This window comes from Paraburkholderia sp. SECH2, from assembly GCF_030464795.1.
Classification (GTDB): domain Bacteria; phylum Pseudomonadota; class Gammaproteobacteria; order Burkholderiales; family Burkholderiaceae; genus Paraburkholderia; species Paraburkholderia aspalathi.
Window position 1 is genome coordinate 99,880 of the sequence record NZ_JALPRH010000016.1, and the last position, 24,666, is coordinate 124,545.

Annotated in this window: 22 protein-coding genes; 15 read left to right on the forward strand and 7 right to left on the reverse strand. The window is 62.2% G+C overall.

What is annotated here, in order from left to right:
• Positions 1-155 precede the first annotated feature (155 nt).
• Positions 156-1,448, reverse strand: a complete 1,293-nt coding sequence (locus M0D66_RS24345) for an MFS transporter (protein WP_266211755.1) — start codon at positions 1,446-1,448, stop codon at positions 156-158.
• 29 nt (positions 1,449-1,477) lie between these two features.
• Positions 1,478-2,305, reverse strand: coding sequence for an NAD(P)-dependent oxidoreductase (locus tag M0D66_RS24350; RefSeq protein WP_266211756.1), 828 nt, complete (start codon positions 2,303-2,305; stop codon positions 1,478-1,480).
• 419 nt (positions 2,306-2,724) lie between these two features.
• Here M0D66_RS24350 and M0D66_RS24355 point away from each other — a divergent pair, with 419 nt between their 5' ends.
• Positions 2,725-3,264: a DUF2867 domain-containing protein gene (locus M0D66_RS24355; protein WP_266211757.1), complete on the forward strand. Its 540-nt coding sequence runs from the start codon at positions 2,725-2,727 to the stop codon at positions 3,262-3,264.
• Between the two features lie 88 nt (positions 3,265-3,352).
• Here M0D66_RS24355 and M0D66_RS24360 read toward each other — a convergent pair whose 3' ends face one another.
• The gene (locus M0D66_RS24360; RefSeq protein WP_054040238.1) at positions 3,353-4,174 is read right to left on the reverse strand and encodes an alpha/beta fold hydrolase; all 822 of its coding nucleotides are present in this window, start codon (positions 4,172-4,174) and stop codon (positions 3,353-3,355) included.
• Between the two features lie 612 nt (positions 4,175-4,786).
• Between M0D66_RS24360 and M0D66_RS24365 the strand changes: the two genes are divergently transcribed.
• The 6 genes from M0D66_RS24365 to M0D66_RS24390 all read left to right on the forward strand — a co-directional run bounded on the left by M0D66_RS24365 (position 4,787) and on the right by M0D66_RS24390 (position 9,497).
• Complete coding sequence (locus M0D66_RS24365; RefSeq protein WP_054040239.1) at positions 4,787-5,119, forward strand: type II toxin-antitoxin system RelE/ParE family toxin; 333 nt, start codon at positions 4,787-4,789, stop codon at positions 5,117-5,119.
• On the forward strand, positions 5,106-5,393 hold the full coding sequence (locus tag M0D66_RS24370) for a helix-turn-helix domain-containing protein (RefSeq protein WP_093646414.1): 288 nt from the start codon (positions 5,106-5,108) through the stop codon (positions 5,391-5,393). The genes M0D66_RS24365 and M0D66_RS24370 overlap by 14 nt, the downstream gene beginning before the upstream one ends.
• 386 nt (positions 5,394-5,779) lie before the next feature.
• On the forward strand, positions 5,780-7,192 hold the full coding sequence (locus M0D66_RS24375) for a cytochrome ubiquinol oxidase subunit I (RefSeq protein ID WP_093646412.1): 1,413 nt from the start codon (positions 5,780-5,782) through the stop codon (positions 7,190-7,192).
• A gap of 35 nt (positions 7,193-7,227) precedes the next feature.
• Positions 7,228-8,232, forward strand: coding sequence for a cytochrome d ubiquinol oxidase subunit II (gene cydB / locus M0D66_RS24380; RefSeq protein WP_266211758.1), 1,005 nt, complete (start codon positions 7,228-7,230; stop codon positions 8,230-8,232).
• A complete protein-coding gene (locus M0D66_RS24385; RefSeq protein ID WP_093646407.1) occupies positions 8,207-8,398 on the forward strand; it encodes a hypothetical protein in 192 nt (63 codons plus the stop codon). Before cydB ends, M0D66_RS24385 begins: the two co-directional genes overlap by 26 nt.
• Before the next feature lie 340 nt (positions 8,399-8,738).
• Positions 8,739-9,497, forward strand: coding sequence for a response regulator transcription factor (locus M0D66_RS24390; protein ID WP_093646405.1), 759 nt, complete (start codon positions 8,739-8,741; stop codon positions 9,495-9,497).
• 48 nt (positions 9,498-9,545) lie between these two features.
• Here M0D66_RS24390 and M0D66_RS24395 read toward each other — a convergent pair whose 3' ends face one another.
• Positions 9,546-11,327 (reverse strand): hybrid sensor histidine kinase/response regulator, encoded by a 1,782-nt coding sequence (locus M0D66_RS24395; protein WP_200653865.1) that lies wholly within the window; start codon positions 11,325-11,327, stop codon positions 9,546-9,548.
• Between the two features lie 354 nt (positions 11,328-11,681).
• On the opposite strand from M0D66_RS24395, the gene M0D66_RS24400 reads away from it, so the two are divergent.
• The 3 genes from M0D66_RS24400 to M0D66_RS24410 all read left to right on the forward strand — a co-directional run bounded on the left by M0D66_RS24400 (position 11,682) and on the right by M0D66_RS24410 (position 17,082).
• A complete protein-coding gene (locus tag M0D66_RS24400) occupies positions 11,682-12,473 on the forward strand; it encodes a hypothetical protein (RefSeq protein WP_093646402.1) in 792 nt (263 codons plus the stop codon).
• Between the two features lie 212 nt (positions 12,474-12,685).
• The gene (locus tag M0D66_RS24405) at positions 12,686-16,096 is read left to right on the forward strand and encodes an alpha/beta fold hydrolase (RefSeq protein WP_266211759.1); all 3,411 of its coding nucleotides are present in this window, start codon (positions 12,686-12,688) and stop codon (positions 16,094-16,096) included.
• A gap of 203 nt (positions 16,097-16,299) precedes the next feature.
• Positions 16,300-17,082 carry a substrate-binding domain-containing protein gene (locus M0D66_RS24410; RefSeq protein ID WP_266211760.1) on the forward strand — a complete coding sequence of 261 codons (783 nt, stop codon included), beginning with the start codon at positions 16,300-16,302 and terminating at the stop codon, positions 17,080-17,082.
• 63 nt (positions 17,083-17,145) lie between these two features.
• Here the strand turns inward: M0D66_RS24410 and M0D66_RS24415 are convergent, their stop codons facing one another.
• Both M0D66_RS24415 and M0D66_RS24420 read right to left on the reverse strand, forming a co-directional pair.
• Positions 17,146-18,570 (reverse strand): FAD-binding oxidoreductase, encoded by a 1,425-nt coding sequence (locus tag M0D66_RS24415; RefSeq protein WP_266211761.1) that lies wholly within the window; start codon positions 18,568-18,570, stop codon positions 17,146-17,148.
• A complete protein-coding gene (locus M0D66_RS24420) occupies positions 18,567-19,556 on the reverse strand; it encodes an isopenicillin N synthase family oxygenase (protein WP_211703509.1) in 990 nt (329 codons plus the stop codon). Before M0D66_RS24420 ends, M0D66_RS24415 begins: the two co-directional genes overlap by 4 nt.
• A 275-nt stretch (positions 19,557-19,831) precedes the next feature.
• Between M0D66_RS24420 and M0D66_RS24425 the strand changes: the two genes are divergently transcribed.
• The 5 genes from M0D66_RS24425 (at position 19,832) to hutC (M0D66_RS24445) (ending at position 23,790) form a co-directional block, all read left to right on the forward strand.
• Positions 19,832-20,659 carry a transporter substrate-binding domain-containing protein gene (locus M0D66_RS24425; protein WP_093646392.1) on the forward strand — a complete coding sequence of 276 codons (828 nt, stop codon included), beginning with the start codon at positions 19,832-19,834 and terminating at the stop codon, positions 20,657-20,659.
• A gap of 27 nt (positions 20,660-20,686) precedes the next feature.
• Positions 20,687-21,337, forward strand: a complete 651-nt coding sequence (locus M0D66_RS24430) for an amino acid ABC transporter permease (protein WP_054040252.1) — start codon at positions 20,687-20,689, stop codon at positions 21,335-21,337.
• 30 nt (positions 21,338-21,367) lie between these two features.
• Positions 21,368-22,030 carry an amino acid ABC transporter permease gene (locus tag M0D66_RS24435; RefSeq protein WP_054040254.1) on the forward strand — a complete coding sequence of 221 codons (663 nt, stop codon included), beginning with the start codon at positions 21,368-21,370 and terminating at the stop codon, positions 22,028-22,030.
• A 19-nt stretch (positions 22,031-22,049) separates the two neighbouring features.
• Positions 22,050-22,919, forward strand: a complete 870-nt coding sequence (locus M0D66_RS24440; protein WP_054040256.1) for an amino acid ABC transporter ATP-binding protein — start codon at positions 22,050-22,052, stop codon at positions 22,917-22,919.
• 70 nt (positions 22,920-22,989) lie between these two features.
• The gene (hutC, locus tag M0D66_RS24445) at positions 22,990-23,790 is read left to right on the forward strand and encodes a histidine utilization repressor (protein ID WP_266211762.1); all 801 of its coding nucleotides are present in this window, start codon (positions 22,990-22,992) and stop codon (positions 23,788-23,790) included.
• 40 nt (positions 23,791-23,830) lie between these two features.
• On the opposite strand, the gene hutC (M0D66_RS24450) is transcribed toward hutC (M0D66_RS24445), so the two are convergent.
• On the reverse strand, positions 23,831-24,514 hold the full coding sequence (gene hutC / locus M0D66_RS24450) for a histidine utilization repressor (protein ID WP_093646454.1): 684 nt from the start codon (positions 24,512-24,514) through the stop codon (positions 23,831-23,833).
• Positions 24,515-24,666: the final 152 nt, after the last annotated feature.

A 24,666-nucleotide genomic window follows, 5' to 3' on the forward strand; every position in this document is an offset into this window, starting at 1 on the left:
TTAAGGGTTAAGGGTTAAGGGTTAAGGGTTAAGGGTTAAGGGTTAAGGGTTAAGGGTTAAGGGTTAAAGCGCGAGGTAAAACAAATGGCGGCGCCCGAGGGCGCCGCCATTTTTTTTTTACCCGACGCCATTCGCGGCCCGGGCCTAACCGTGACTCACTTGGCCGCTACAGTCGCTGCCACCCAGCGCGGGTCGATCGTCTTATCACCGCTTCGGGCCAGCAGGCACACCACAGCAGCCGCAATGATGTCGAACACAGCCAGCACCACGAACAACGGGCTGTAGCCGATCTGCGTGACCAGCACGCCGAACAGCGCCGTGAACGCCGCCGCGCCCAGGTAACCCGCCATGCCGCCCATGCCTGTAGCAGTGGCAACTTCGTTCTTGCCGAACATGTCGGAGGTAATCGCGTACAACGCACCCGACAGGGTCTGGTGAGCAAAGCCGCCAACGCACAGCAGCGCGACGGCCGCATAAGGACTTGCCACCAGCCCGACGCAAGCCGGCCCGATCATGCAGAGCGCGCCAACAACGAACACCATCTTGCGCGACGTGAACAGCGATACCTTCGCGTACTTATGAAACAGCGGGCTGAGATAGCCGCCGAGCACGCAGCCGATATCCGCAGCAAGAAAAGGCATCCACGCGTACAGCGCGACTTCCTTCAGGTTCATGTGCCGCTCGGTCATCATGTACAACGGAATCCACGCGTTGAAGGTCTGCCAGGCCGGCTCGGAAAGAATCCGCGGAATGCCGATTGCCCAGAAGTCGCGGCTGCCGAGCATGGAAGCCCAACTGCGTTTAACCGCGCCGGCGTCGCTGTGCTTTGCCTCCTGCCCGCTGAGAATGTAATCGCGCTCGGTGTCGCTCAACAGCTTCTGTTTCTGCGGATGCTTGTACAGCAGCATCCACAGCGCGCTCCAGACAATCCCCGCCACGCCGACGATCAGGAAAGCCCATTGCCATTGACCGTGCAACAGCGCCCAAACGATCAGCGGCGGCGCAAGCAGCGCGCCGACGGACGAGCCGATATTGAACCAGCCGATCGCAACGGAACGCTCCTTGGCCGGAAACCACTCGCTCGTCGCCTTAACGCCGGCCGGGATGCCCGCCGCTTCGGCGATACCGAGCACGCCACGGAAGAACGCCAGGCTGCGCCAGCCCGTCGACCATGCCGCCGCGGCACAGGCCAGCGACCAGGCCAGCGCGAACGCCGCAAAGCCGATCTTGGTGCCGACGGTGTCGAGCACATAGCCCGCGACCGGCTGCATGAACGCATAGCAAAGTTGCCACGCCACCACGACATGCGAATACTGCGCGGTGGTGATGTTGAGATCCTTCATCAGCGTCGGCGCCGCAACCGACAGCGTATTGCGCGCGAGGTAATTGATGATGAGCCCGGCCGCGACCAGGCTCACCATCCACCAGCGGATGCCCTTGATTTTCATGACTGTGTCTCCTCGTATTCCTTAATCAATCAGGACGGCTGGCCTGCGGTGTCGCTGCTCGCTGCGTCGTCGCGCGAGTAATCGATGCCGACGAAGCTGCCGCCCTGGTAACGCTGACCCAAGGCATCGAGCGGATTCGGCCGTGCCAGGATTTCCTCGGCGTAGGCTTCGGCGTCCTGGGTCGGTTGATAACCGAGGCGCTCGGCGCCGCTGTTGTCCCACCAGCTACGTGTGTTGGCTGACACGCCCCACACGGTGATGAAGCCGAAGTCCTCTGCCTCGACACAGCGGTCGAGGAAATGCAGCAGATCGCGATGACCGAACCAGGTGCTCAGGTGTCGCTGCTCGGTGGGCCGCTCGAGGCAACTGCCGATGCGCACGCAAACACTCTCAATGCCGTGCTTGTCCCAATACATTCTTGCCAGTGCTTCACCCCACACCTTGCTCAGGCCGTAGAAACCGTCCGGACGCAGTGCGCAATCGAGGCTGAGATTCTCGGTGACCGGATACATGCCGATCGCGTGATTCGAGCTGGCAAACACCACCCGCCGAACGCCTTGCCGGCGCGCACCCTCGTACACCTCGACCAGCGCGCGCAGGTTGTTGTCGATGATTTCAGGCAGCGGACGTTCCACGCTCGTGCCGGCGAAGTGAATCAGCACGTCGACACCCTTCAGCAGGCGATCCACGACGGCGGGGTCGCGCAGGTCGCCGTGCATCACGTCCTCACCTTCCACCAGCGGCACGAGGGGCTTCGAACCCGCCGCCGAACGCAAGGGGATGCCGCGGCCGACCAACGCCGTCCGCACTACCGAGCCGAGCTGGCCGCCGGCTCCACTCAGGGCAATCTTCTTCATAAGGATCCTTTACAGCGCCGCGCGCGATTAGAGCCGGTGGACGGCAAGCAGTCGAGCCGTGGCGGCAACGGGCTGGAACCAGCCCTTAGTTGTACGATAACGTACTATCTTCGATTCCAAGGTGGATTTCAACCAGGCATTTACCCGTACAAATTTGACATGTATGGCGATTTGCCTTTTGCAAACAAACACATGCGTCGCCACTAATTTATGTGACGTCGTATAACTTGATGCGCATATTGATGCCTGCCGCATACGTCATCCAGCGCATGCGGCCGGTTGCCGCAATAGACACCGATGCTTGAGCGCGCGCCGTCGAGCACGCGTAGACTTGACGCGCAAGTGCGCGATCGAACTGCGGCACCCCGCGGCGAAATCGCCCTGTCCACCTCGATCTCTTTTCGGCGCAGCACCTTCCTATGCCAGATGCCAACCGTTCCGTGCTTTCCGTTGCCGTGCCGGCCGAATCCGGCGTGGCCCGCATGTACGATGCCCCGGACCTCGCAGACGCGTACGCCGTCCGCTTGCCGGACAACGCAATCGACGACCCGGAATTGCTCGCGCGCTTTATGTTCGCCCATCAGGCGAGATGGATCGCGAAACTGCTGGGGTTGCGTGATGCGTTAGTCGCCCGCCTCGGGCTCAAGACGTCGAAACAGTTGCGCATCGCGAATCCACCCGGCTCAAGGGATCGGGTCGACTTCTTCCGAATCTACGCGCGCAGCGCACGCGAGATCATTCTCGGCGAGAACGACAGCCATCTGGACTTCCGGCTTTCGATATTGCAGCAAACGCGCGATACGCACGAGGGCAGCGCGCGCTATCTGATTCTGTCCACGGTCGTGCACTGTCACAACGGGCTTGGGCGTTTTTATATCCTCGCCATCGCTCCGTTCCACCGGTTGGTGGTTCGCTCGACATTGCGCCGAGCGGCGCGCATCGGCTGGCCAACTGCCTGAGCGGCGACCGCCGTACGCGGGTACGGGCGCGGCCAGCACCAGCGCGGAACAATCGCCCCTCGCCAGCCGCACTTGCTACATCAACGCATTACGAGCCGATGAACTCAAGTAGATCGGCATTCACCTTGTCCGCCTCCACCGTGCACATGCCGTGCTGCCCGCCCGGATAGACCTTGAGCGTGGCGTTCTTCACGATCTTCGCAGTCTTGCGGCCTGCAGCATCGATAGGCACGATCTGGTCGTCGTCGCCATGCAGTACCAGAGTCGGCACGTCGATCTTCTTCAGGTCTTCCGTGTAGTCGACTTCGGAGAACTGTTTGATGCAGTCGTACAAGCCCTTGATCGACCCGACCATGCCTTGTGCCCAGAACGAATCGATCACGCCTTGCGACACCTTCGCGTTCGGACGGTTATAGCCGTAAAACGGCAACGCAAGATCCTTGAAGAACTGCGAGCGATCCGCCTCGACACCCTTGCGGATGCCGTCGAACACGTCGATCGGCGTGCCCTCCGGATTGCCCTCAGTCTTCAGCATCAGCGGCGGCACCGCGCCGATCAGCACAGCCTTCGCGACACGTTTCGTACCGTGACGGCCGATGTAGTGCGCGACCTCCCCGCCGCCGGTCGAATGGCCGACCATCGTGGCGTCCTGCAGGTCGAGGTGTTCAATCAGCGCGGCGAGATCGTCGGCATAGGTGTCCATGTCGTTGCCGTCCCACGTCTGCGCTGAACGGCCATGGCTGCGCCGGTCGTGCGCGATCACACGAAAGCCTTTGCTGCCGAGGAACAGCATCTGCGCGTCCCAGGCGTCCGCGGACAACGGCCAGCCGTGCGAGAAGACAACCGGGCGCCCTTTGCCCCAATCCTTGTAGAAAATTTCCGTACCGTCTTTCGTGGTGATCGTGCTCATCTGTCGACTCCTTTTGGATGAAGTCTGCCGTCACCGGCAGGTGGATGAAGCGTGACGCTCAAACCGGTCGGGCAGCACAAGCCGTGCCGCCCAACGAAAACCGTTAACAGCGAATGCAGGACGAACTCGACGCGCGTGAGCGGAGCATGCGAGGGAACGACCAGTCGATGCACGATGAGACGCTTGCTCAAGCATGACACGGTCTGCAACGCATTTTGATGACGGGCGCACGAAGAACCGGTCGGTTCACGTGGTGTTCGAAATGACTATCAGGAATGAAACTGGATGGCGATGCGGCGTGCATCCATTTCAGGTATGCGATGACGCCGAAGGAACCGCCGGTTAGCTGCTTGCATGTTAGAAGCAAACTAGCCTGTTGGCTAGCTAACCGGCTAATAGAAAGTCGGCGCGAACGGCGTTATTGTCGGATGGCGACGAATGACCCTGGTTGCGCCAACGCCGTTGTAACCGCTCATCGCGGTCCTGCTTTCGCCCTCGTCCTGTCGTTCGATTTCCTGCCAGGCAATGCGCCCAGTTTTTGCTGACTGACAGCAACAAACTGCGAGGTGGCTTGCTTGCGCGTTAATAACATATTTGTTATCATTGAATCCAATGGCATTTACGATCGACTTCTACAACGAAAAGGTCAAAGTGAACGTTGCTTCCCTGCCGAAAACGCTGCTTGCACGCTTCATCGCGTTGGCCGATCGCATGGAGGAATACGGACCGAATCTCGGCGAGCCGCACACCGCATCAATGGGTGGTGGCTTGTTCGAAATGCGCCTCAAAGGCGCGGAAGGCATCGCCAGAGTGTTCTACTGCTCGATCGTGGAACGGAAAATCGTCATGCTTCACAGCTTCGTGAAGAAGTCGCAACAAACGCCGCGTAACGAACTGGACGTCGCGCGCAAAAGACTGCTGGAGATCAGAAATGGCAACCTATAAGGCAATGCGCGAGCAGGCGCTCGCCGATCCCGAAGTACGCGCCGAATACGAGCGGCTGAACCGCGAAGAATTCGCGCTGCTCGACCAGATGCTCGCCGCGCGCCGCGAAGCCGGCCTGACGCAAGCGCAAGTCGCCGAGCGCATGGGCACGAAAGCGCCGGCCATCACCCGGCTGGAACGCGCGCTTGCGTCGGGGCAGCATTCGCCTTCTGTCGATACGCTGCGCAGATACGCGGCCGCGTGTGGCAAGCAGCTGTTTATCTCGATCGCCTAGGCTTCGCCGCGCGCTGTTGAGCGCCCGCGCCGCCTGGTGCGGCGATCTCTTGCTGACTGACATGTCTGGAATGCGGCATCCGCAGCGCAGGACTTAACCACAAAGACGCCAGAGCCACGTTGTTGCAGCGCGGTCTATTGCCGCAGTTCCGCGCAGACCCCGAGAGACGCACGCAAGGACGTACTCAGGAAAACTTGATACCTATCAAGGCTTTGCCGTCTCAAAAACGAAAATACGTGCAAAACAACGTGGTTTTTTGACGCACGTCGCATTGCAGCAAAAATTTTCCTCATCCCCTACTCTTGCGCCATCTGCCCAGCGCAGTGCGCACCGACAACGGTCGACGCGCGTAGTCCGCCCTCCCGGGCGTCACGACCTTCACGCTCATGAACTCCGCAATCTCGGCCTTCGATCTCGCCCGCATTCAGTTTGCGTTCACTGTTTCGTTTCACATTGTTTTTCCGGCGCTCAGCATCGGCCTCGCCAGTTTTATCGCTGTCCTCGAATGGCGCTGGCTGAAAACCGGCAAGGCGTACTACAAAGATCTTTGCCTGTTCTGGTCGAAGATCTTCGCAGTCGCCTTTGGGATGGGCGTCGTGTCCGGCGTCGTGATGAGCTATCAGTTCGGCACCAATTGGTCTGGCTTCTCCAGTTTCGCGGGGCCCATCACCGGACCTCTTCTGATGTACGAGGTCATGACCGCGTTCTTCCTCGAAGCGGGCTTCCTCGGCATCATGTTGTTCGGCTGGCAGCGCGTGAGTCCGCGCGCCCACTTCGGCGCCACGCTGATGGTGGCGATCGGCACGCTGATCTCAACCTTCTGGATCCTCGCGTCCAATAGCTGGATGCAAACGCCGCAAGGCTTTGAAGTCGTCGACGGCCACGTCGTGCCGCTCGACTGGTTCAAGATCATTTTCAATCCGTCGTTCCCGTACCGGCTTGCGCATATGGCGCTCGCGGCATTCATTGTCGCGGGGCTGGTGGTGTCGGCGGTGGGCGCATGGCATCTGCTGCGCGGCCGGCGCGATCCTGCCGTCAAGAAGATGTTTTCGATGGCGCTCTGGCTGCTCCTGATCCTCACCCCGATCCAGGCATTCGTCGGCGATCAGCATGGTTTGAACACGCGCAAATATCAGCCGGCCAAGATCGCCGCGATCGAAGGTCTGTGGGAAACCGAGAAAGGCGGCACCGCGCTGAATCTCTTCGGCATTCCTGATATGCAGGCGGAGACCACGCGTTATGCCGTATCGATTCCGCACCTTGGCAGTTTGATCCTCACGCATAGCTGGGATGGCGAAATTCGCGGCCTGAAGGAATTCCCGCCGCAAGACCGACCGAACTCGACGGTGGTGTTCTGGAGCTTCCGCATCATGGCCGGGCTCGGCGTGCTGATGATCCTGATGTCGCTGGCCGCATGGGTGCTGCGCCGCCGCGAACGCCTGTTCGAAGCGAAGTGGTTCCAGCGCGTCGCCGTGGCCATGGGCCCGACCGGCTTCATCACGTTGCTGGCGGGTTGGGTCACCACTGAAGCAGGCCGTCAGCCGTGGGTGGTGTACGGCGTGATGCGCACTTCGCAGGCCGTATCGCCGCTCACCACGCAGCAGGTCGGCATCTCGCTGATGGCCTTCGTGGTCGTCTACTTCCTCGTGTTCGGCACCGGCATCTACTACATGCTCAAACTGATGCGCTCGGGTCCGGCACTGCCGGGACAGACACCGCACGGCGTGGCTGAGCACATGCCGAATCAGACCGCGCGCCGCCCGCTGTCCGCCGCCGATCACATGATCGACGCCGCCTGACCTCACTGCTTCACTTCCTGCTTGCGAGAAAGAAAATGGACGTAACCGTAGCGTGGGCCGCGATCATCGCGCTGGGCCTATTCATGTACGTGGTGCTGGACGGCTTCGATCTGGGCATCGGCATCGTCTTCCCGTTCTTCCCCGATGAGAAAGAACGCGACCTGATGATGAACACCGTCGCGCCCGTGTGGGACGGCAACGAAACCTGGCTGGTACTCGGCGGCGCCGCGCTGTTCGCGGTGTTTCCGGTGGTCTACTCGACCGTGCTGTCCGCGTTGTATCTACCGCTGATCTTCATGCTCGTCTGCCTGATTTTCCGCGGCGTGTCGTTCGAGATTCGCGCCAAGGCCAAGCGCACGAAACATCTGTGGGATCTGGCGTTCATCGGTGGCTCGGCAGGCGCGACGTTCTTTCAGGGCATCGTGCTGGGCGCGTTCCTGCAAGGCATTCCGATGATCGACGGCGGCTATGCGGGTGACGCCTTCGGCTGGCTCACGCCGTTCAGTCTGCTGACGGGTCTCGGTCTGGTGATCACCTACGCGCTGCTCGGCTGCTGCTGGCTGGTCGCCAAAACCGAAGGCGATCTGCAACGCCGCCTGCATCGCGTGGTGTGGCCGCTAACGCTCGTGCTGCTCGGCTTCATCGCGATGGTCAGCCTATGGACGCCGCTGCAAGATCCGACTATCGCGCAGCGCTGGTTCCACGACAATCTGTTCTACCGTCTGCTGCCGGTGCCGTTCCTCGTGGCGATCTGCGCGTTCTTCATGCACCGTGCGGTGCGTGCGCGGCATCACAACACGCCGTTCGTGCTGGCGCTCCTGCTGGTGCTGCTCGGTTATGCGGGGCTGCTGGTGAGCCTGTGGCCGTATGCGATTCCGTCGAGCATGACGCTCTGGGAAGCCGCTGCGCCGCGCTCGAGCCAGATGTTCACGCTAGTCGGCGCAGCAGTGATTCTGCCGGTCATCATCGCTTATACGACGATGGGTTATTGGGTATTTCGTGGCAAGGTGCGTCATGGCGACCAACATCACTATCACTAAGAACACGGGCGACAGCGCCGCACGCGGCGCGTCTCAAACGCCGGGGCGCCGGCTGCCCGGCTGGCTGTGGTTCGTCGCGCTATGGTGCTTAGGCGTTGCCTCAGCGATGTCGCTCGGCTTCGCGTTCAAGCTTCTGATGAATGCGACGTTATTTGCAATCAAGTGAATCATGCACTTGCCTAATTTCATCTGGCGCGCATAACCTGCGGATTCCCGCGTGGACGGCTTCAAAAATTGCGCCGTGCGGCTCGTCTTCGTAACAAGCCGGAACCTATGCGCGGGAGACCTACCTTACACATAATGCTGGTGCATCGAACCAGCCGGCGATTACATAAATAGATGTTCATTCGTGCGGCAAACCGGAAGGCGCGCCGCACCACCGATCGGCATATGATCGCGGGGTAGCCGGCAATGACGCGAATCGAGAATAGAAGTAAAACGGGAAGTAGAGCCAGCAGCACGACCGTGGCAGTCCACAACGCGCAGTCCCGACTCGCGGAGACATCATGAAGTTTCTTGTGGCCGACGACCATGAACTGATCCGGCAAGGCGTCAAAGGACTATTGCGCGGGCTCGATCCCGACGCGCAATTCGACGAAGCCGATAGCTGGGAATCCCTCGCCGCCGCCGCGCGGCCCGACGCCGACCACGACCTCGCCATCGTCGACCTGCATATGCCAGGTATGACCGGCGCGTCGTCGCTCGAAGTGCTGTTGAAGGCGAACCCGGCATTGCCGGTCGTCGTGCTCTCCGCCGAAGAGTCGCCCGACGAGATGCGCGCGGTGCTGGCCGCGGGCGCGCTCGGCTTCGTGCCGAAGCGGCAACCCGCCAGCGTCATGCTCAAGGCGATCGAGCTGGTGTTGTCAGGCGGCGCCTATGTGCCGATGGAGGCACTCAGCCTGCTGGGCTCGCGCGAGACGCAAGCCGCACCCGTGCGCGCCGAAGCGCCCGCCGAGCTTGCCGCCCATGACGCCGGGCACGCCCCGACTCAGGGTGGTACGGCACTCACGGAACCGATCACGCAAATCTCGGCGCTGCAGCCGCACCAGCAACATCTGCTGGAGAACCTGTCGCCGCGACAGCAGGACATCATGCGGCTGGTGCATCGCGGCTGGACCAACAAGATGATCGCGCGTGAATTGGGCGTCGCGGAAGGGACGGTCAAGGTGCATCTGTCCGTGATCTTCCGGGCGCTCGGCGTGCACAACCGGTCCACGGCGATCGCCGTGATCAACGGCTGGCTCGAGGCCGGGAAAACCCTGTAATAGCGGATCGACGGGCGGCGCTTATGCCGCCGCCCTTCATGTCACGCTTCACGCCGCCCGCCCCTTATCCAGTTCCGCCTGCTGCCACAGCATTTCCAGGGTCCGCCGCAACCGCGCCGGCGTGACCGGTTTGTGCAGCACCGGAATACCCTGCAGGGCCAGCGCCGCCAGTTCGGCCGAGGCCATATCGCCCGTGATCAGCAAGGTCACTACACCGTCGTGACCCGCCCGCCCCAGCATATTGCGCACGGCCGAGAGCGCTTGCGCGCCAGTTCGGTGATTGGCCAGCTGGTAGTCGCACAACACGGCATCCGGTACGAAACCGTCTTCCAGCGCGACGAGCGCGTCGACCTCGTCACGTGCGCCACGCACGATGCAACCCCAGCGTCCCAACAGACTCGTGAGGCCTTCGAGAATCGACGGCTCATCGTCGATGCACAGCACGCGCCGCCCCTGCGCCGACGGTCCGCCCGCCACCGCCTCGTTCAGGCTCGCGACAATGCCGCCGGCGTCGCCCACCTGCACCGGAAAGCGGAACACCGAGCCCCGGCCCGGCGCCGAGCGCAGTTGCAACTCGCCGCCGAGCATTTCGACGAGGCGCTTCACCGTCGGCAAGCCCAGACCGTGCCCTTGACGCGCGTCGCGCTGCGGATTGGCGACCTGGTAGAACTCTTCGAAGATGCGTTCGTGTTCCTCGACCGGAATGCCGATGCCGGAATCGCGCACCTCGATATAGCCGCCCGAATGACGCCCTGCTCGACGATAGCCGACCCAGATCGCGCCTTCCTCGGTGTAGCGCACTGCGTTCGAGAGCAAGTTGCTCAGCACACGTTCGAGCAGCACCGGATCGTCATGCAGGACCACCGAAGACGGCGCGATCCGCAGCGCCAGCCCCTTGGCCGCCGCCTGCGGACGGTACTGGCTGCCGACCCGCTCGAACAGTTCCGACAGCCGGAAGTGCAAGCGGATCACCTGGGTCACGCCGCTTTCGAGCCGGGCGAGATCGAGCACCTGGTTGAACAGCTGATTCAACGCCTCGACGTTGTAAACGATGTGCTGAGCCGTCCTGGCATGCTGCACGAGCGTCGCCGCCGAGTCGTTGAGCGAAGCCGCCAGCAATCCGATTGCATGCAGCGGCTGGCGCAAATCGTGGCTCGCGGCTGCAAAAAATCGCGTTTTGGCAAGACTGGCCTCTTCGGCGACACGCTTTTGCGCCGCCAGCGACTCCGCCAGATACTGCTGATCGACGCGCGCCTGCACGACCTGCTGGAACAGCTTGCGATAACTCACCGCATAGACGTTGATCGCGCAGAAGAAGAACGCGAGGACGATGGCGAGAATGGTCCGGTCGAACGTATGCGTGCCGAAATGCAGCACGATCGCCGGAAACAGCAGAAACGGAATCGCGGTCGAAAAGTTCAGCAGATCGAAGCCGTTCGACATGAACACGCCGGCCGCCAGCGTGACGATCATCACGGTGTGCAGCAGCGGCAAATCGGCTTGAGGACTCTGGAACGCGAACCACACCGCAAGCCCCGGCGCGCTGTACAGCAGCACGCCGCGCAGCGCATGCAGGTTGATCCAGCCGCGTGGCGTCGCGAGGTGCGGGTAGCGGCGATTGCAGATCCAAAGCGCCAGGCCACCGCAATTGGCGGCCGCATAAAACCCGAAACACGCGATGAACAGCGGCGGCGACGGCACGTGCGGCCAGTAGATCGCCACCAGCACCGCAATCGAGAACCAGTGCGAAAAGAAGGCGATGGGATCTTGCGCGTACAGCACGCGCACAAGGTCTTCGTCGATTGCACGCTGGATTGGATCAGCCCGCATCATGCGGTCTCCTTTGTCGACCGGATTCGATGGCGTAGGACGCAAGCTCAGCGACGCAGGCACGGCGGGCCTGACGTGCTGCGCGAGAGTTGCTGCATCAGGTGTTGCGGTGCTCCATCGCGCGCTGCAGCCTTTTGGTGCAGCGCACGGTCATCAGACGGCGAACAGGCAGACGCGCGGATGGTTTACCCGGCAGTTTACCCATCAGCTACCACTTAATCCATATAGGCGAAGCGCCCGCCGGAAACCATACTGGCCTCACATTCCAGCGCGGCTCAAAAGTTCCAACACCCCTTTCATTGCCTGCAGTCGAGGCTCCCCGCGCTCATTGCCTAACCCTTTATGGAGGTTTTCATGGGCGCAGTTCCGAGCCACGCGTTCGTCCGCAATCTCGACGATGCGATCCTGCCCGACCTGTGGCGTCGGCGTACCCAGTTGTCCGCCGACGAGATGGTGTCGATGGTCGATCTGGTCAAGCGGGCGCTACGCACCTACCACCCGCTTGAACTGCAGGCGCTCGGTGAAGACAAGGAAGAACTGGTCGCGCAGTTCATCTACGCGAAAGTTCTGCGCCTCGCGCCCGGCCACACGGAAACGAATGCCTGCGCCGACAGCGCGCCGTCCAACGGCTACGCACTGTGCGCGTATTTTCGCCGTTACCTGATCGACTGTCTGCGCAGCGCCGGCCATCAACGCAACGTGTCGATGGAAAACGATGGCATGGCGCAGGAAATCGATCTGCACGCGCAAGCGCTGGAAGACCCGGTCGAAAGCGTGTTGCTGCAATACGGCCTCGACGAACAACGCGTGCGGCTCGCGGCCCGGACTTTTATCGACAGCCTCGACGAGCCGGAGCGCATCGTGCTGGCCGGCAGCCTTGGCTGGTGCTCGGAAGGAAAAGGCGGCCTCTCGGCAGTCGCTGCTCAGCATCGTGTCCCCTCGTATCACTATCGCGCCGTCAAACTTGGCGTCACCATGAAAAAGACGGCCGGGGCCGACGAATTTTCCAATACCAAGATCGGCCGCTGGCTGATCGACGTGCTCGGCATCGAGATCGATCTCGACAACCGCGCGGCGATTCTGATCGCCTTGAACCTGCTCGCCGCCGAATCGAGCGACAGCGAAATGAATGAAGTGGCCGCCTAAAAGCGCATTGACAGACCGGCGTCGGCCGACGGCGGCTTTTTCCCCTCCCCGGAAATCGGGCACGCCCCACGCAAGTGTCGCGCGCCACGTACGATGCGCCTTTTTTTGTCATCGCGCACCGCCTACGATAAAAAAGCCGCAGCCGCACGCCGTCTTCCTTCCGAAGTCCGGGTTCCCCTACCCGGCATCCCCTTCCTGACGAGGTGGTCTGAATGAACCGCTTATCAAGCGCCCTGACAGCAATGCAGTCGCATTACGACGTGGTGGTGGTGGGATCGGGATATGGCGGTGCGATTGCCGCGAGCCGCATGGCACGTGCCGGCAAAAACGTGTGCGTGCTGGAACGCGGGCGCGAATTTATGGCCGGCGACTATCCACGCACGCCGATCGAAGGCGCCGCCGAGGTGCAATACAACACCGCCCTCGCGCAAATTGGCTCACCGCTCGCGCTGCTCGAAGTGCATGTGAATGAAGACGTGAATGCGGTGGTGGGTTGCGGACTGGGCGGCACCTCGCTGATCAACGCGAATGTTGCGCTCGAAGCCGAACCGCGCTTATGGGACGACGACCGCTGGCCCGCTGCGCTCCGCGCCGACAAGGCGGGACGCGACAAGGGCTACGAACTGGCTCGCGCCATGCTGCAGCCGTCGGCGGTGTCCGGCGATTTTTTGCAGTTGCCGAAACTGCTGGCGCTGAAAAAATCCGCGCAGGCGCTGGGCATGGAAGATCGCTTTTATCCGCCGCCGGTCACGGTCACTTTCGAGGACCGCATCAACGCTGCGGGCGTTGAGCAAAAAGCCTGTGTCGGATGCGGCGATTGCAACTCGGGTTGCAACTACGACGCGAAAAATTCGACACACATGAACTACCTTCCCGATGCGGTCGCGCACGGCGCCCATATTTTTACGGGCGCCGCAGTGCATTCGGTGTTGCGCGACGCCGCCACGCAAAAGTGGATCGTGCGCTTTCAGGAAGTGAAGCTGGGCCGCGAGATTTATGACGCACCCGATCTGTTCGTGAGCGCCGATGTCGTCATCATGTCGGCCGGCACGATCGGTTCGACCGCCCTGCTGCTGCGCTCGCGCAAGGAGGGCTTGAGCGTGTCGGACATGCTCGGCCAGCACCTCACCGGCAACGGCGACGTGCTCGCCTTCGCGTACAACACCGAGGAGGTGATCAACGGCGTCGGCTGGGGCGCCCACAAGAAGGGCGACATCCCACCGGTCGGGCCGACGATTACCGGCATCATCGACCACCGCAACACCGCTAACGTGACTGACGGCTTCGTCATCGAAGAAGGCTCGCTCGCCGGGCCGGTCGGCGCCGCGCTGGTCGCCCTGCTCGGCGGCGCCGCGCCGTTCGAAGGCGTCGACATTCCCGCGCCGCGCGCCGACGACGAACCGTTCGGCTACGACGCGCGCGTGATCGAGAGCTTCCTGCGCGGCCCCTATCACGGCGCGCTCAATCACACGCAAACCTACCTGGTGATGGCGCATGACGACGAAAGCGGCCAGATCAGCGTGAACGACAAAGGCAGGGCGCGCATCGCCTGGCCGAACGCCGGCAAGCAGCCGATCTTCCAGACCGTCGAAGAAACGCTCGAGAAGGCGCAGGCGCCGCTCGGCGGCAAATACATGCGCAATCCGATTTCGACCAGATTGCTCGGCAATCAGATTGTCACCGTACATCCGCTTGGCGGCTGCGGGATGGGCGAGGATGCGGCGCGTGGCGTCGTCGATCATGAGGGGCGAGTCTTTAGCGGCACGAGCGGAAATGCGGTGCACGAAGGCCTCTACGTGATGGACGGCGCGGTCATGCCGATGTCGCTCGGCGTCAATCCGCTGCTGACGATTTCCGCGCTGGCGGAACGCAATTGCGCGCTGCTCGCCAACGCGCGCGGCTGGAACATCGATTACGAGGCCAAGGGCACGGCCGCTACGCCCACGCCCCAGAAGATCGGCCTGCGTTTCACCGAAACGATGATCGGTACGTATACGCCGGCCGTGGCGGGCGAAGCCGCCACCAGCCCGATTCAATTCACGCTGACGGTGGAATCGGACGATCTGGCCGATATGCTGAGCAATCCGCAACATCTGGCCCACACTACGGGCACGCTGACCTGCCCCGCGCTCTCGGCGCAACCGATGACGATCACGGACGGCACCTTCAATCTGTTCGTGGTCGACGAATCGGATGTGGACGAGCGCAACATGAATTACCGCATGACGCTCAATTCCACGGATGGCAAGAAGTACTACCTGACGGGACAGAAAATCATCACGCGTACGTCGCCGATCAATCTTTGGGAGCAGACCAACACGCTCTACGCCGAACTCCGCGACTCGGCGCAAGCGGATGCGCCAGCGATCGGCAAGGCAACGCTGATCATTACGCCCGAGAATTTCCTCAAGCAGCAACGCACGCTCGAGGTCACCAACACCCCTGACCTGACATCGCGCCTTGAATGGACCTTGAAGTTCGGCAAGTTTTTCGCCGGCGTGCTGTTCACCGAATACGGCGGCGTGGCCGCGCCCTTGCAGTTTTACGATCCGAAGGCCGAGCCGCGCCTCAAGCGCGCGCTGCGCGCGCCCGCGCCGCAAGTCGTCTTCTTCGACACAGCCGACGGGACCAGGCTTCGACTCACGCGCTACGCCGGGCCGTCCGACAAACCGCTGCGCCCCGTGCTGCTGATCCACGGCTCGGGTGTGTCGAGCCGGATCTACTCCACCGATCTGATCGGCACCAACCTGGTAGAGTATCTCTGTGCGGCCGGCTACGACGTGTGGCTCGTCGATCTGCGCGTCAGCATCGAAATGCCGAGCGTGATGGTGCCGACCAATGTCGACAAGGTCGCTCGTGAGGACATTCCGGCCGCGGTCGCCAAAGTGCGGGAGTTGACCAAGGTGCCGGACATTCAGGTACTGGGCCACTGCATGGGTGGGTTGGCCTTGACCATGTCGCTGCTGCACGGCCTCAAGGGCGTGCGCTCGGCGGTCATCTCGCAGGTCTCCGCGCATCCGGTGCCCGGCACGCTGGAAAAGATCAAGTGCGGGTTGCACGTCCCTGACATCATGCAGCATCTCGGCGTGCTCGATCTGACCGCTTTTACGGAGCACAGGTCGTGGCCCCAGAACCTGCTCGACGAAGCGTTGCGGCTCTACCCGCTCAGTCATAAACAAGGCTGCGGCAGCCCTATCTGCCACCGGGCAACCTTCCTTTACGGCCTGCTCTACGAACACGAGCAGTTGAATGAGACGCTTCATGCGAATCTGCAGGAACTGCTCGGCGTGCACGACATCGCCGTCTTCAAGCATCTCGCTGCGATGGTGCGAGCGGGCAAGGTCGTCGATGCCGACGGCAAAGACGTCTACCTGAGCGGCGCGGACGGCATGAAGGGCCTGGACGGCTTGCGCCTGCCGATCGGCTTCATTCACGGCGAGAAAAACGAAACCTATCTGCCGAAGAGCACCTTGCTGACCTATGACATGCTGGTCCAACAATGGCCCGAGCAGCCGTACGAGCGGCATCTGATTCCCAACTATGGGCACATCGACTGCATCCTCGGCAAGAATGCGGCGGTGGATGTCTATCCGGTGATTGCGCGGTATCTGAATGCGCATTGACGGAGGTTGAGCGCAGCGTTGCGATTGGGTCGAGGCAGCGTATCCCGTAAGCGCGTGCAAGTGTTGCGCGCCGCTCGCTGTGCTGGCGCTGGTTCAGGTGTGGTATGTATAAGGGCGGCGAGTCGCCACGTTTTGTGGTCGGCTTGCCTGGGCTCGTGAGCCGATCACGCCTTTATTCCTATCAGACTGCCACGCTTATCCGGATGAAAACCTTCTTTCAGACCTTGTTGACCGCCGGGCTGCTGGCCGGCACCGTTGCAACGGCACACGTAGAGGCCGCCGAACTCCGCGTGATGAGTTCGGGCGGCTTTACCGCCGCATATAAACTGCTCGGCCCCAAGTTCACGGCGTCGACGGGCAATACGCTCGACACCATACTCGGGCCTTCGATGGGCAAATCACCCGAAGCCATTCCGAACCGGCTCGAGCGCGGCGAGCACGCTGACGTGGTCATCATGGTCGGCTACGCGCTCGACGAGCTGATCAAGCAAGGCAAGGTGATTCCCGGATCGCGCGTCGAGCTCGCCGATTCCCGCATCGGTATGGTCGTGCGTAGCGGTGCGCCGAAACCGGATATCGGCTCCGTCGATGCGCTGAAAGAGACCTTGCTCCACGCCAGATCGATCGCCTACTCGGACAGTGCGAGCGGTGTCTATATCGAGCGCGAGCTCTTCAGGAAGCTCGGCATCGAGGATCAGGTGAAAGCCAAGGCGAAGAGGATTCAGAAGATCCCGGTCGCCTCGGTGGTCGCCAATGGCGATTACGAAGTAGGATTCCAGCAGGTCAGCGAAGTGCTGCCGGTGCCGGGCGTCACCTTCGTCGGAAAGATTCCTGAGTCGGTGCAATCCGTGACGCGGTATGCCGCGGGCATCCCGGTGAACGCCGAGCATCCGAATGAGGCGAAGGCCCTTCTCGACTATCTCGCCTCACCCGCTGCGCAGCCCGCAGTCACGTCGACCGGAATGGATTCCGTCGCGGCGCATTGACGAAACGGCCAGGGCGTAGCCGCGCGTTACGCTCGCGAACCGCTGGCGCGCGGCACACCCTGTTCAGAACAACTTGCCCGGATTCAGAATGCCGTGCGGGTCCAGCGCATGTTTGATGGCGGCCATCGCAGCCAATTCAGCAGACGAGCGCGAGATCGGCAAGAACTCGCGCTTGAGCAAGCCGATCCCGTGTTCCGCCGATACCGAACCGCGCAACGGCCTCAGCATCTCATAGACGAACGCATACACCGCGTGATGCTCGACGCCGGGAATCGAATGGCCGTCGACGGTGAGATGCAGATTCGAATCGCCGATATGGCCGAAGAAATACGACACGTTGCCCGGCCAGCGCTGATCAAGCGCTGCGCGGCAACGGTCGACAAAAGCGCCGATTTCGCCGATGGGCAAGCTCACGTCGAAGTTAATCGGATCGAGCCGCACCGGAAACTCGGCGGTGCATTCACGAATCGCCCATAGCGCCCGCACGTCGGCCACCGATTGCGCGATCACGGCGTCGCGGATCGCTTCTGAATCGAGCGCTTCGGTCAGCACGGCGGAGAAGCGTTCGCCGTCGTCACTTGCGTCAAAACTCGCGTGTTCGATCAGTGCATAGAGCGGGTGCGAATCGGCGAATGGCGAGCGCGTGCCCGTCAGCTTCACGCCGAAATCATAGAAATCCGGCCACATGATCTCGAACGCGCCGATGTCGTTACCAAAGCGCGTCGACAGGCGGCGCAGCAGGTTCACGGCGGCGGCGTAATCGTCGAGTGCGACGAGCGCCGTGTGGCGCGCCGCGCGTGGCGGATGGAGCCGCAACACCGCGCGTGTGATCACACCGAGCGTGCCTTCCGAACCGATGAACCAGTGCTTGAGATCGTAGCCGGTGTTGTTCTTGACCATCTTGCCGAGCGAAGTCAGCACGTCGCCGTTGGCGAGCACGACTTCGAGACCGAGCACCTGATCGCGCGCGGTGCCCGACTGGATCACGCGATTGCCGCCCGCGTTAGTCGCCAGATTGCCGCCGATCTGGCACGAACCCCGTGCGCCCAGATCGAGTGCGAGTTCGAAGCCCGCTTCGGCGGCGGCTTCCTGCGCGGTTTGCAAGGTCGTGCCGGCGCGCACGGTCAGCGTGGCCGACGCTGCGTCAATTTCTTCGACGCCGGTGAGCCGTTCCAGCGACAACGCGATATCCGTCGCGCGCGCAATCGCGCCGCCCGCGAGACCGGTCATGCCGCCCTGCGGCACCACCGGTTGATGCGCTGCGTGACAAATGGCCAGCGCACGCGAGACTTCTTCCGTGCTGCGCGGCAAAAGCAGCGCGGCGGGACGCGTCGGGTCGTGGCGGGTCCAGTCGGTCATCGCGTGTTCGCCGATCTGCTCGCCAACGCGCACCGCGTCGGCGCCGAGCGCGGCGCGCAGCGCGTCGAGCGTCGCGGAAAGCGGCGCTGCGCCATGGGTTGCGCCGTTTGCCAAACTGTTATCTGTCATGCAGGGGTTCCTTGCGTGCCTTCAGTTGCCGCTTTCTTGCGATAACCCATCGAATCGTTGATCCGCCCGAGGATGTAGTCACCCGCTGCGACCGGTTGGTACTTGAGTTCGGCATCGCTCGTACCGAGTTCGCGCGGATCGACCGTTGCACCGTACGTGGGATCGTAGAACGTCGCGATCGAATAGCGCTCGCGCCCCGACGCATTGATCACGCGATGCAAGGTGGAGCGGAAGCGGTCATTGGTCCAACGCGCCAGCAGATCGCCGACGTTCACCACGAAGCTGCCCTCGATCGGCGGCGCATCGACCCACGTATCGTTGGCGATCTCGCGCACCTGCAAGCCCCCCACCCGATCCTGCCACAGCAGGGTAATGCAGCCGTAGTCGGTATGCGGCGCGACGCCGAACTGATCCGCGTCCGATTGGGGCGGCTGCGGCGGGTAGTAGACCATCTGCGTGCGCTGCATCCGCTTCGTATAGCGCGGCGCGAAGAAATGTTCGTCGACGCCGAGACTCACGGCCACCGCACGCAACAGGTCGGCGCCGCATGCAGCGACCGCTTCGTAATAGCCGTAGAGCGCAGGCCGCAACTCCGGCATGAAATCCGGCCAATTGTTCGGCCCTCGCAGCGCCTGTCCGGCTTTCACATCGGGATCGTCCTCAGGCAACTCCAGGCCGATGCTGAAGAATTCCTTGTAGTCGGGGCGCTTGGCCTGATACATGGTGGCGTCGCCGAGAGCGTTGAAACCGCGATGCCGTTGATTGACCGCCGCGCGCCGCTTCGTCTCCACCGGAAACGCAAAGAACGTACGGGCCGCCTGTTCGGCCGCATCGATTGCCGCTTGCGGCACGCCGTGATTGATGATGTAGAAGAAGCCGATCGTCGTGCACGCTTCGCGGATTTCGTGCGCTACTCGCGTCAAAGCCTGCGGGTCGCCGGCACGCACGCCGGCAAGGTCGATGATCGGAATGCGGGTCACGGGCATTGCATTGCTCCCTGGTGGGCTAGTCAATTCAACTGACGAAAGAGGCTGATGAATCGTTCGCGACAGGTTCGCGTGCCTCGCGCATTCCAGTTGTATATACCGCCAAAAGCGGACCCGCAAGTTGCTTTGCACGCCTTCACGTAAGGGCTTTTCTCTACTCGCGAGTTTATTTATTTCGCGCGAAAACTGCGGTATATACTGCAACGCATGACTCGCGCCGGTCCCTACTGACGAACCGCTTTCGCGCGACACCGCTTTGCCAACCGGAGAATCCCATGAGCATCCTTGCAGGCTGGAAGTGTCGTTTGGTTATGCTGGCGTTGTGCGCGGCAAGCGTCACCGCTCACGCGGAAGACCAACTCGCCAAAGTAAAGAAAGCAGGCGAACTGGTGGTCGGCACCGAGATGCAGTTCGCGCCGTTCGACTTCCTTGAGAACGGCCAGCAAGCGGGCTTCAACAAGGACCTGTTCGCCGAGGTCGGCAAGGAAATGGGCGTGAAGGTTCGCTTCATCGACCTGCCGTGGCCGAGCGTGCTGCCGGGTCTCGAAGCCGGCAAGTTCGATATGGTGGGCGGCCCGCTGACGGTTACGAAGGCGCGTATGGAACGCTACACGTACACGCTGCCGATCGCGGACGCCACCGACGCGCTGCTCAAGCGCGCCAACGACTCCGCCGTCAAGCAATCGTCGGATATCGCCGGCAAGACGGTCGGCGCGGGCAAGGGCTCGGCCCAGCTCGATCAGTTGAAGGCTTACGTCGCCACTTTGCCGAAGCCGCCTGAAATCCGCGAATACGTCGACAACAATCAAGCCTACGCCGATCTCGCCGCCGGCCGCATCGCAGCGGTCGCGAACTCGATGACCAACATCGCGTACGTCGCCAAACAACGTCCTGAAACCTTCGCCGTAGTGCAGCCGCCGTTCGGCGCAAAGGTGTACTTTGCTTACTGCCTGCGTAAAGACGCGGACAGCAAGCCGCTCGCCGATGCCTTCAACGCCGCGCTCGTGAAAATGCACAACGACGGGCGCCTCGCGACCTTGCAGAAAAAGTGGTTCGGGGTCGCAATGGATGCGCCGACAACAATGCCGGCGCCGAACTATTAATGCACTGATCTAGCGAGTGCGGCTCTTATGTTCAGCACGACCGTCTTCCTTCAGGGCCTGCCGCTGCTGCTGCATGCGGCGCTCGCTACCATCGGCATTTCGCTGACGGGTCTCCTGATCGGCTTCTTCGTCGCGATCGGCGTGTGTGCTGCACGTCTCTCCCCGAAGCGCTGGGCGCGCATGTTCGGCGGCGCCTATGTGTTCTTTTTTCGCGGGGTGCCGATGCTGGTGCAACTGCTGCTGGTGTATTACCTGCTGCCGTTCGCCGGGATCAATGTATCGCCCATCGTCGCGGCGATCAGCGCCGTGTCGCTGTGTTCCGCTTCCTATATCGCCGAGATTCTGCGCGGTGGGTTTCTCAGCATTCCGCCGGGTCATCTCGAAGCCGCACGCATGCTCGGACTGTCACCGTTCGATATGCTGCGGCGCATTCTGGTGCCGCAGGCGTTTCGCTTGACGCTGCCTTCGCTCGTCAACGAAATGGTGCTGCTGATCAAGGCTTCGTCGCTGATTTCGGTGGTGGGCGTGGCCGAGTTGACCCGCACTGCGCAGAACATCGCGGCCAGCACCTATCGGCCGCTCGAAGCCTACGTCGCGGCCGGGCTGATTTATTTCGTGATCTGCGGCACGCTGGCGCTCGTCGCGCATGCCGCCGAATACCGTTTGCAGCACGCCTGACCCACCTTGAGCTCGAGACTGAAATAGGCCATGCAAAAGCTCGACCCCACCGTCATCACGCACAACCTGCAGCCGATTGCCGCCGGTCTTGCGACCACGCTCGGCACCTGGGCCGCGGGCGTCGCGATCGGCATTCTGATCGGCTTTCTCATCGCCGTGCTGCAGCTATTTTGCGGACGCTGGGTGCGCGGCGTATTGCGCTTCTATATCGAACTGTTTCGCGGCACGCCATTTCTGGTGCAGCTGTTTTTGCTGTACTACGGCGGCCCGTCTTTCGGCCTCACGCTCGAACCGATGACAGCCGGTGTGCTCGGCTTGGGCCTATACGGCAGCGCGTATTTCGCCGAAGCCTTCCGCTCCGGTTTCCAATCGGTGCCGCCGGGTCATCTCGAAGCGGCGTCCTGTCTCGGACTCACCCGGTGGCAAGCCGTCCTGCGCATTCAGGTACCGCAAATGCTGGTGCTGATCGTGCCTGCGTTGACCAATCTGATTATCGTGCTGAGCAAGGAAACCGCGGTGCTGTCGATCGTCACCGTCCCCGAGCTCACGTTCGTGCTGACCGGCATCGGCTCGGCCACCTTCGCATTTGTCGAAACGCTGCTGGTGCTGTGCGTGTGCTATCTCGCGCTGGTCGAACTGACCTCGCGCGCGGGCATGTGGGCCGAAACCCGCATCGCGCGCTTCATGGCATGAACGGAATCCGGACCATCTTATGAACGCTATCGCCGACATGCCGTCTTCCACTTCCACCGCTGCCTTCGATACGCCGCCCGGCGCGCCGCTGATCGAAGTGCGCGACCTGCGTAAGCGCTTCGGCGAAGTCGAAGTACTGCGCGGCGTCGATCTCGAGATCGCCCGCTCCGAAGTGGTCTGCATCATCGGCCCGTCGGGCTCGGGCAAGAGCACGCTGCTGCGCTGCCTCGCCGCGCTCGAAACCTACGATCAGGGCGACGTGCGCATCGAAGGCGAACTGCTCGGCTATAGCGAGCGCAATGGGAAGCGCGTGCGAGCGTCGCAAAGCGAGATCAATCGCGTGCGGCGCAATGTCGGCATGGTGTTTCAGCAATTCAATCTGTGGCCACACATGACCGCGCTCGGCAATGTGATGGAAGCCTTGCTGCGCGTGCGCAGTCTGTCACGCGACGAAGCGCGCCGCCGTGCCAATGCGATGCTGGAAACCGTTGGCCTCGCGCATAAGGGGGACGCCTACCCGTCGAAACTCTCGGGCGGCCAGCAGCAGCGCGTTGCCATTGCCCGCGCGCTGGCAATGGAGCCGCACATCATGCTGTTCGACGAGCCGACCTCGGCGCTCGATCCGGAGCTGGTCGGCGAAGTATTGCAAGTGATGAAGCAGCTCGCGCGCGACGGCATGACGATGGCTGTCGTCACGCACGAAATGGGTTTTGCCGCGCAGGTCGCCGATAAGGTCATGTTCATCGATCAGGGGCGCATCGCCGTGCAAGGCAAGCCACGCGAAGTCTTTCACGATGCCGGGCAGCCGCGCTTGCGGCAGTTCCTGCAAAACTACTTTGACCGCAACGCCTTCTGGGCGCGCGGTCCGGATGATGCGGAGCCGGTATGAACTTGCGCCGATGCCCTCTCGATTCGGCTGACTCATGCAGTTCAAACGGACTGTAGCGCAAGGGCCGCCGATGTCCTCCACCTTCCGCAGCAAAGCTCACGACACCCCGCCCGCCGCGGCGATGAAAACCGCGCGCGTGGCAACTGATGCACCGGCTGCCCGCTACGAACAGGTCAAGAATCACATCCGCCAGATCATCGAATCGGGCGAGCGACAAGCGGGCGACCGTCTGCCGTCAGAGCTGGACCTGGTCGCGACGTTAGGCGTGTCGCGCATGACAGTGAACCGCGCGCTGCGCGAACTCGCCGATGAAGGCCTCGTCACCCGTGTGTCCGGCGTCGGTACGTTCGTCGCGCAAACCAAGCCGCAATCGACGTTGCTGATGATCGCCCATATCGGCGACGAGATCCGCTCGCGGGGTCACGAATATAGTTACGACACCGTCCTCTCGCAACGCGAAACGGCACCGGTGACGGTGTCGAACGCTTTAGGGCTTGCGCCCGGCGCATCCGTGTTCCATGTGATTTGCGTGCATCGCGAGAACGGTCTACCGGTGCAACTCGAAGACCGCTACGTCAATCCGGTCACGGCGCCGGACTTCCTGAAGCAGGATTTTTCCACGGCAAGGCCGTCCGAGTATCTGTTCGAAACCGTGCCGGCCCACGACGTCGAGCATGTCGTCGACGCGGGTCTGCCGACGCGCGCCGAAGCCGAGTGGCTGGAAATTCGTGCCGATGAGCCGTGCCTCACGCTGATGCGCCGTACATGGACAAGCGGCGTTGCGGTCACGTTCGCGCGTTTCGTACATCCGGGCTCGCGATATCGGCTGGGTTGCCGATTCACCCCTGATCTGTCGCAGCGCCAGGGCTAGCGGCGCGCACGCCGCCGTGCCCTCGCCCGCCTCCTGCCACTCACACGTTGCCCGCCAGATGGAAACGCGATGCCGGATGCCACAGTTGCACCGACGTCGCCACATCGTCACCGACCCATGTGCGGCGCCATAACTGCAGGCAAGGCTCGCCGATATCCATCATCAGATGCCGCCGCACATACGCGTCGGGCTTCTGCGCATAGATACGAAACTCCGCGCGCTGGATCGGCGCGAGCCGCACCATGTAGTGATTCGGCGTCTCGACCGTGAAGTCCTGCTCCAGGTACTCGGGGAACACCTTCGGATTGACATAGCGATCTTCGTACTGGATCGGCTCGCCCTCTTCGCTGTGCACAATGCACGAGTGAAACGCCGGGCCGCTGGCGAGACCGAGCGCTTCGAGCGCGTGTGGATCGTCGCTGGGTTCGAGCGTCAGCACGCGCGCGGAATGGCGATGGCCACGCGCGGCGATTTCGTCGGCGATATTGCGGATTTCCAGTACCGTGGATTCGTAGCGCTGCGGCGCGACGAACGTGCCGGAGCCTTGCACGCGCGTCAGCACGCGTTCGGTGGTGAGCTCACGCAGCGCGCGCGATACCGTCATGCGCGCGACGCCGAACTCTTTAACCAATTCCGTTTCTGATGGGATCAGGCCGCCTGGCTTCCAGTCGCCCTCGCTGATGCGCCTGATCACATAGCGTTTGATCTGCTCATAGGCGGGCATCGCCTTGGCCGGTGTCTCAGCGGTGCGACCCGGGCGGTCCTGCGTGTCTGCGGTTTGCGCGTTTGTAATAGTGTTCACGTCGACCTCGTGGGTGGTACGCGGGTGGTACACGTTAGGCCGGTTCACCGGCGGGTAAGCCCGCTCACCGGCTT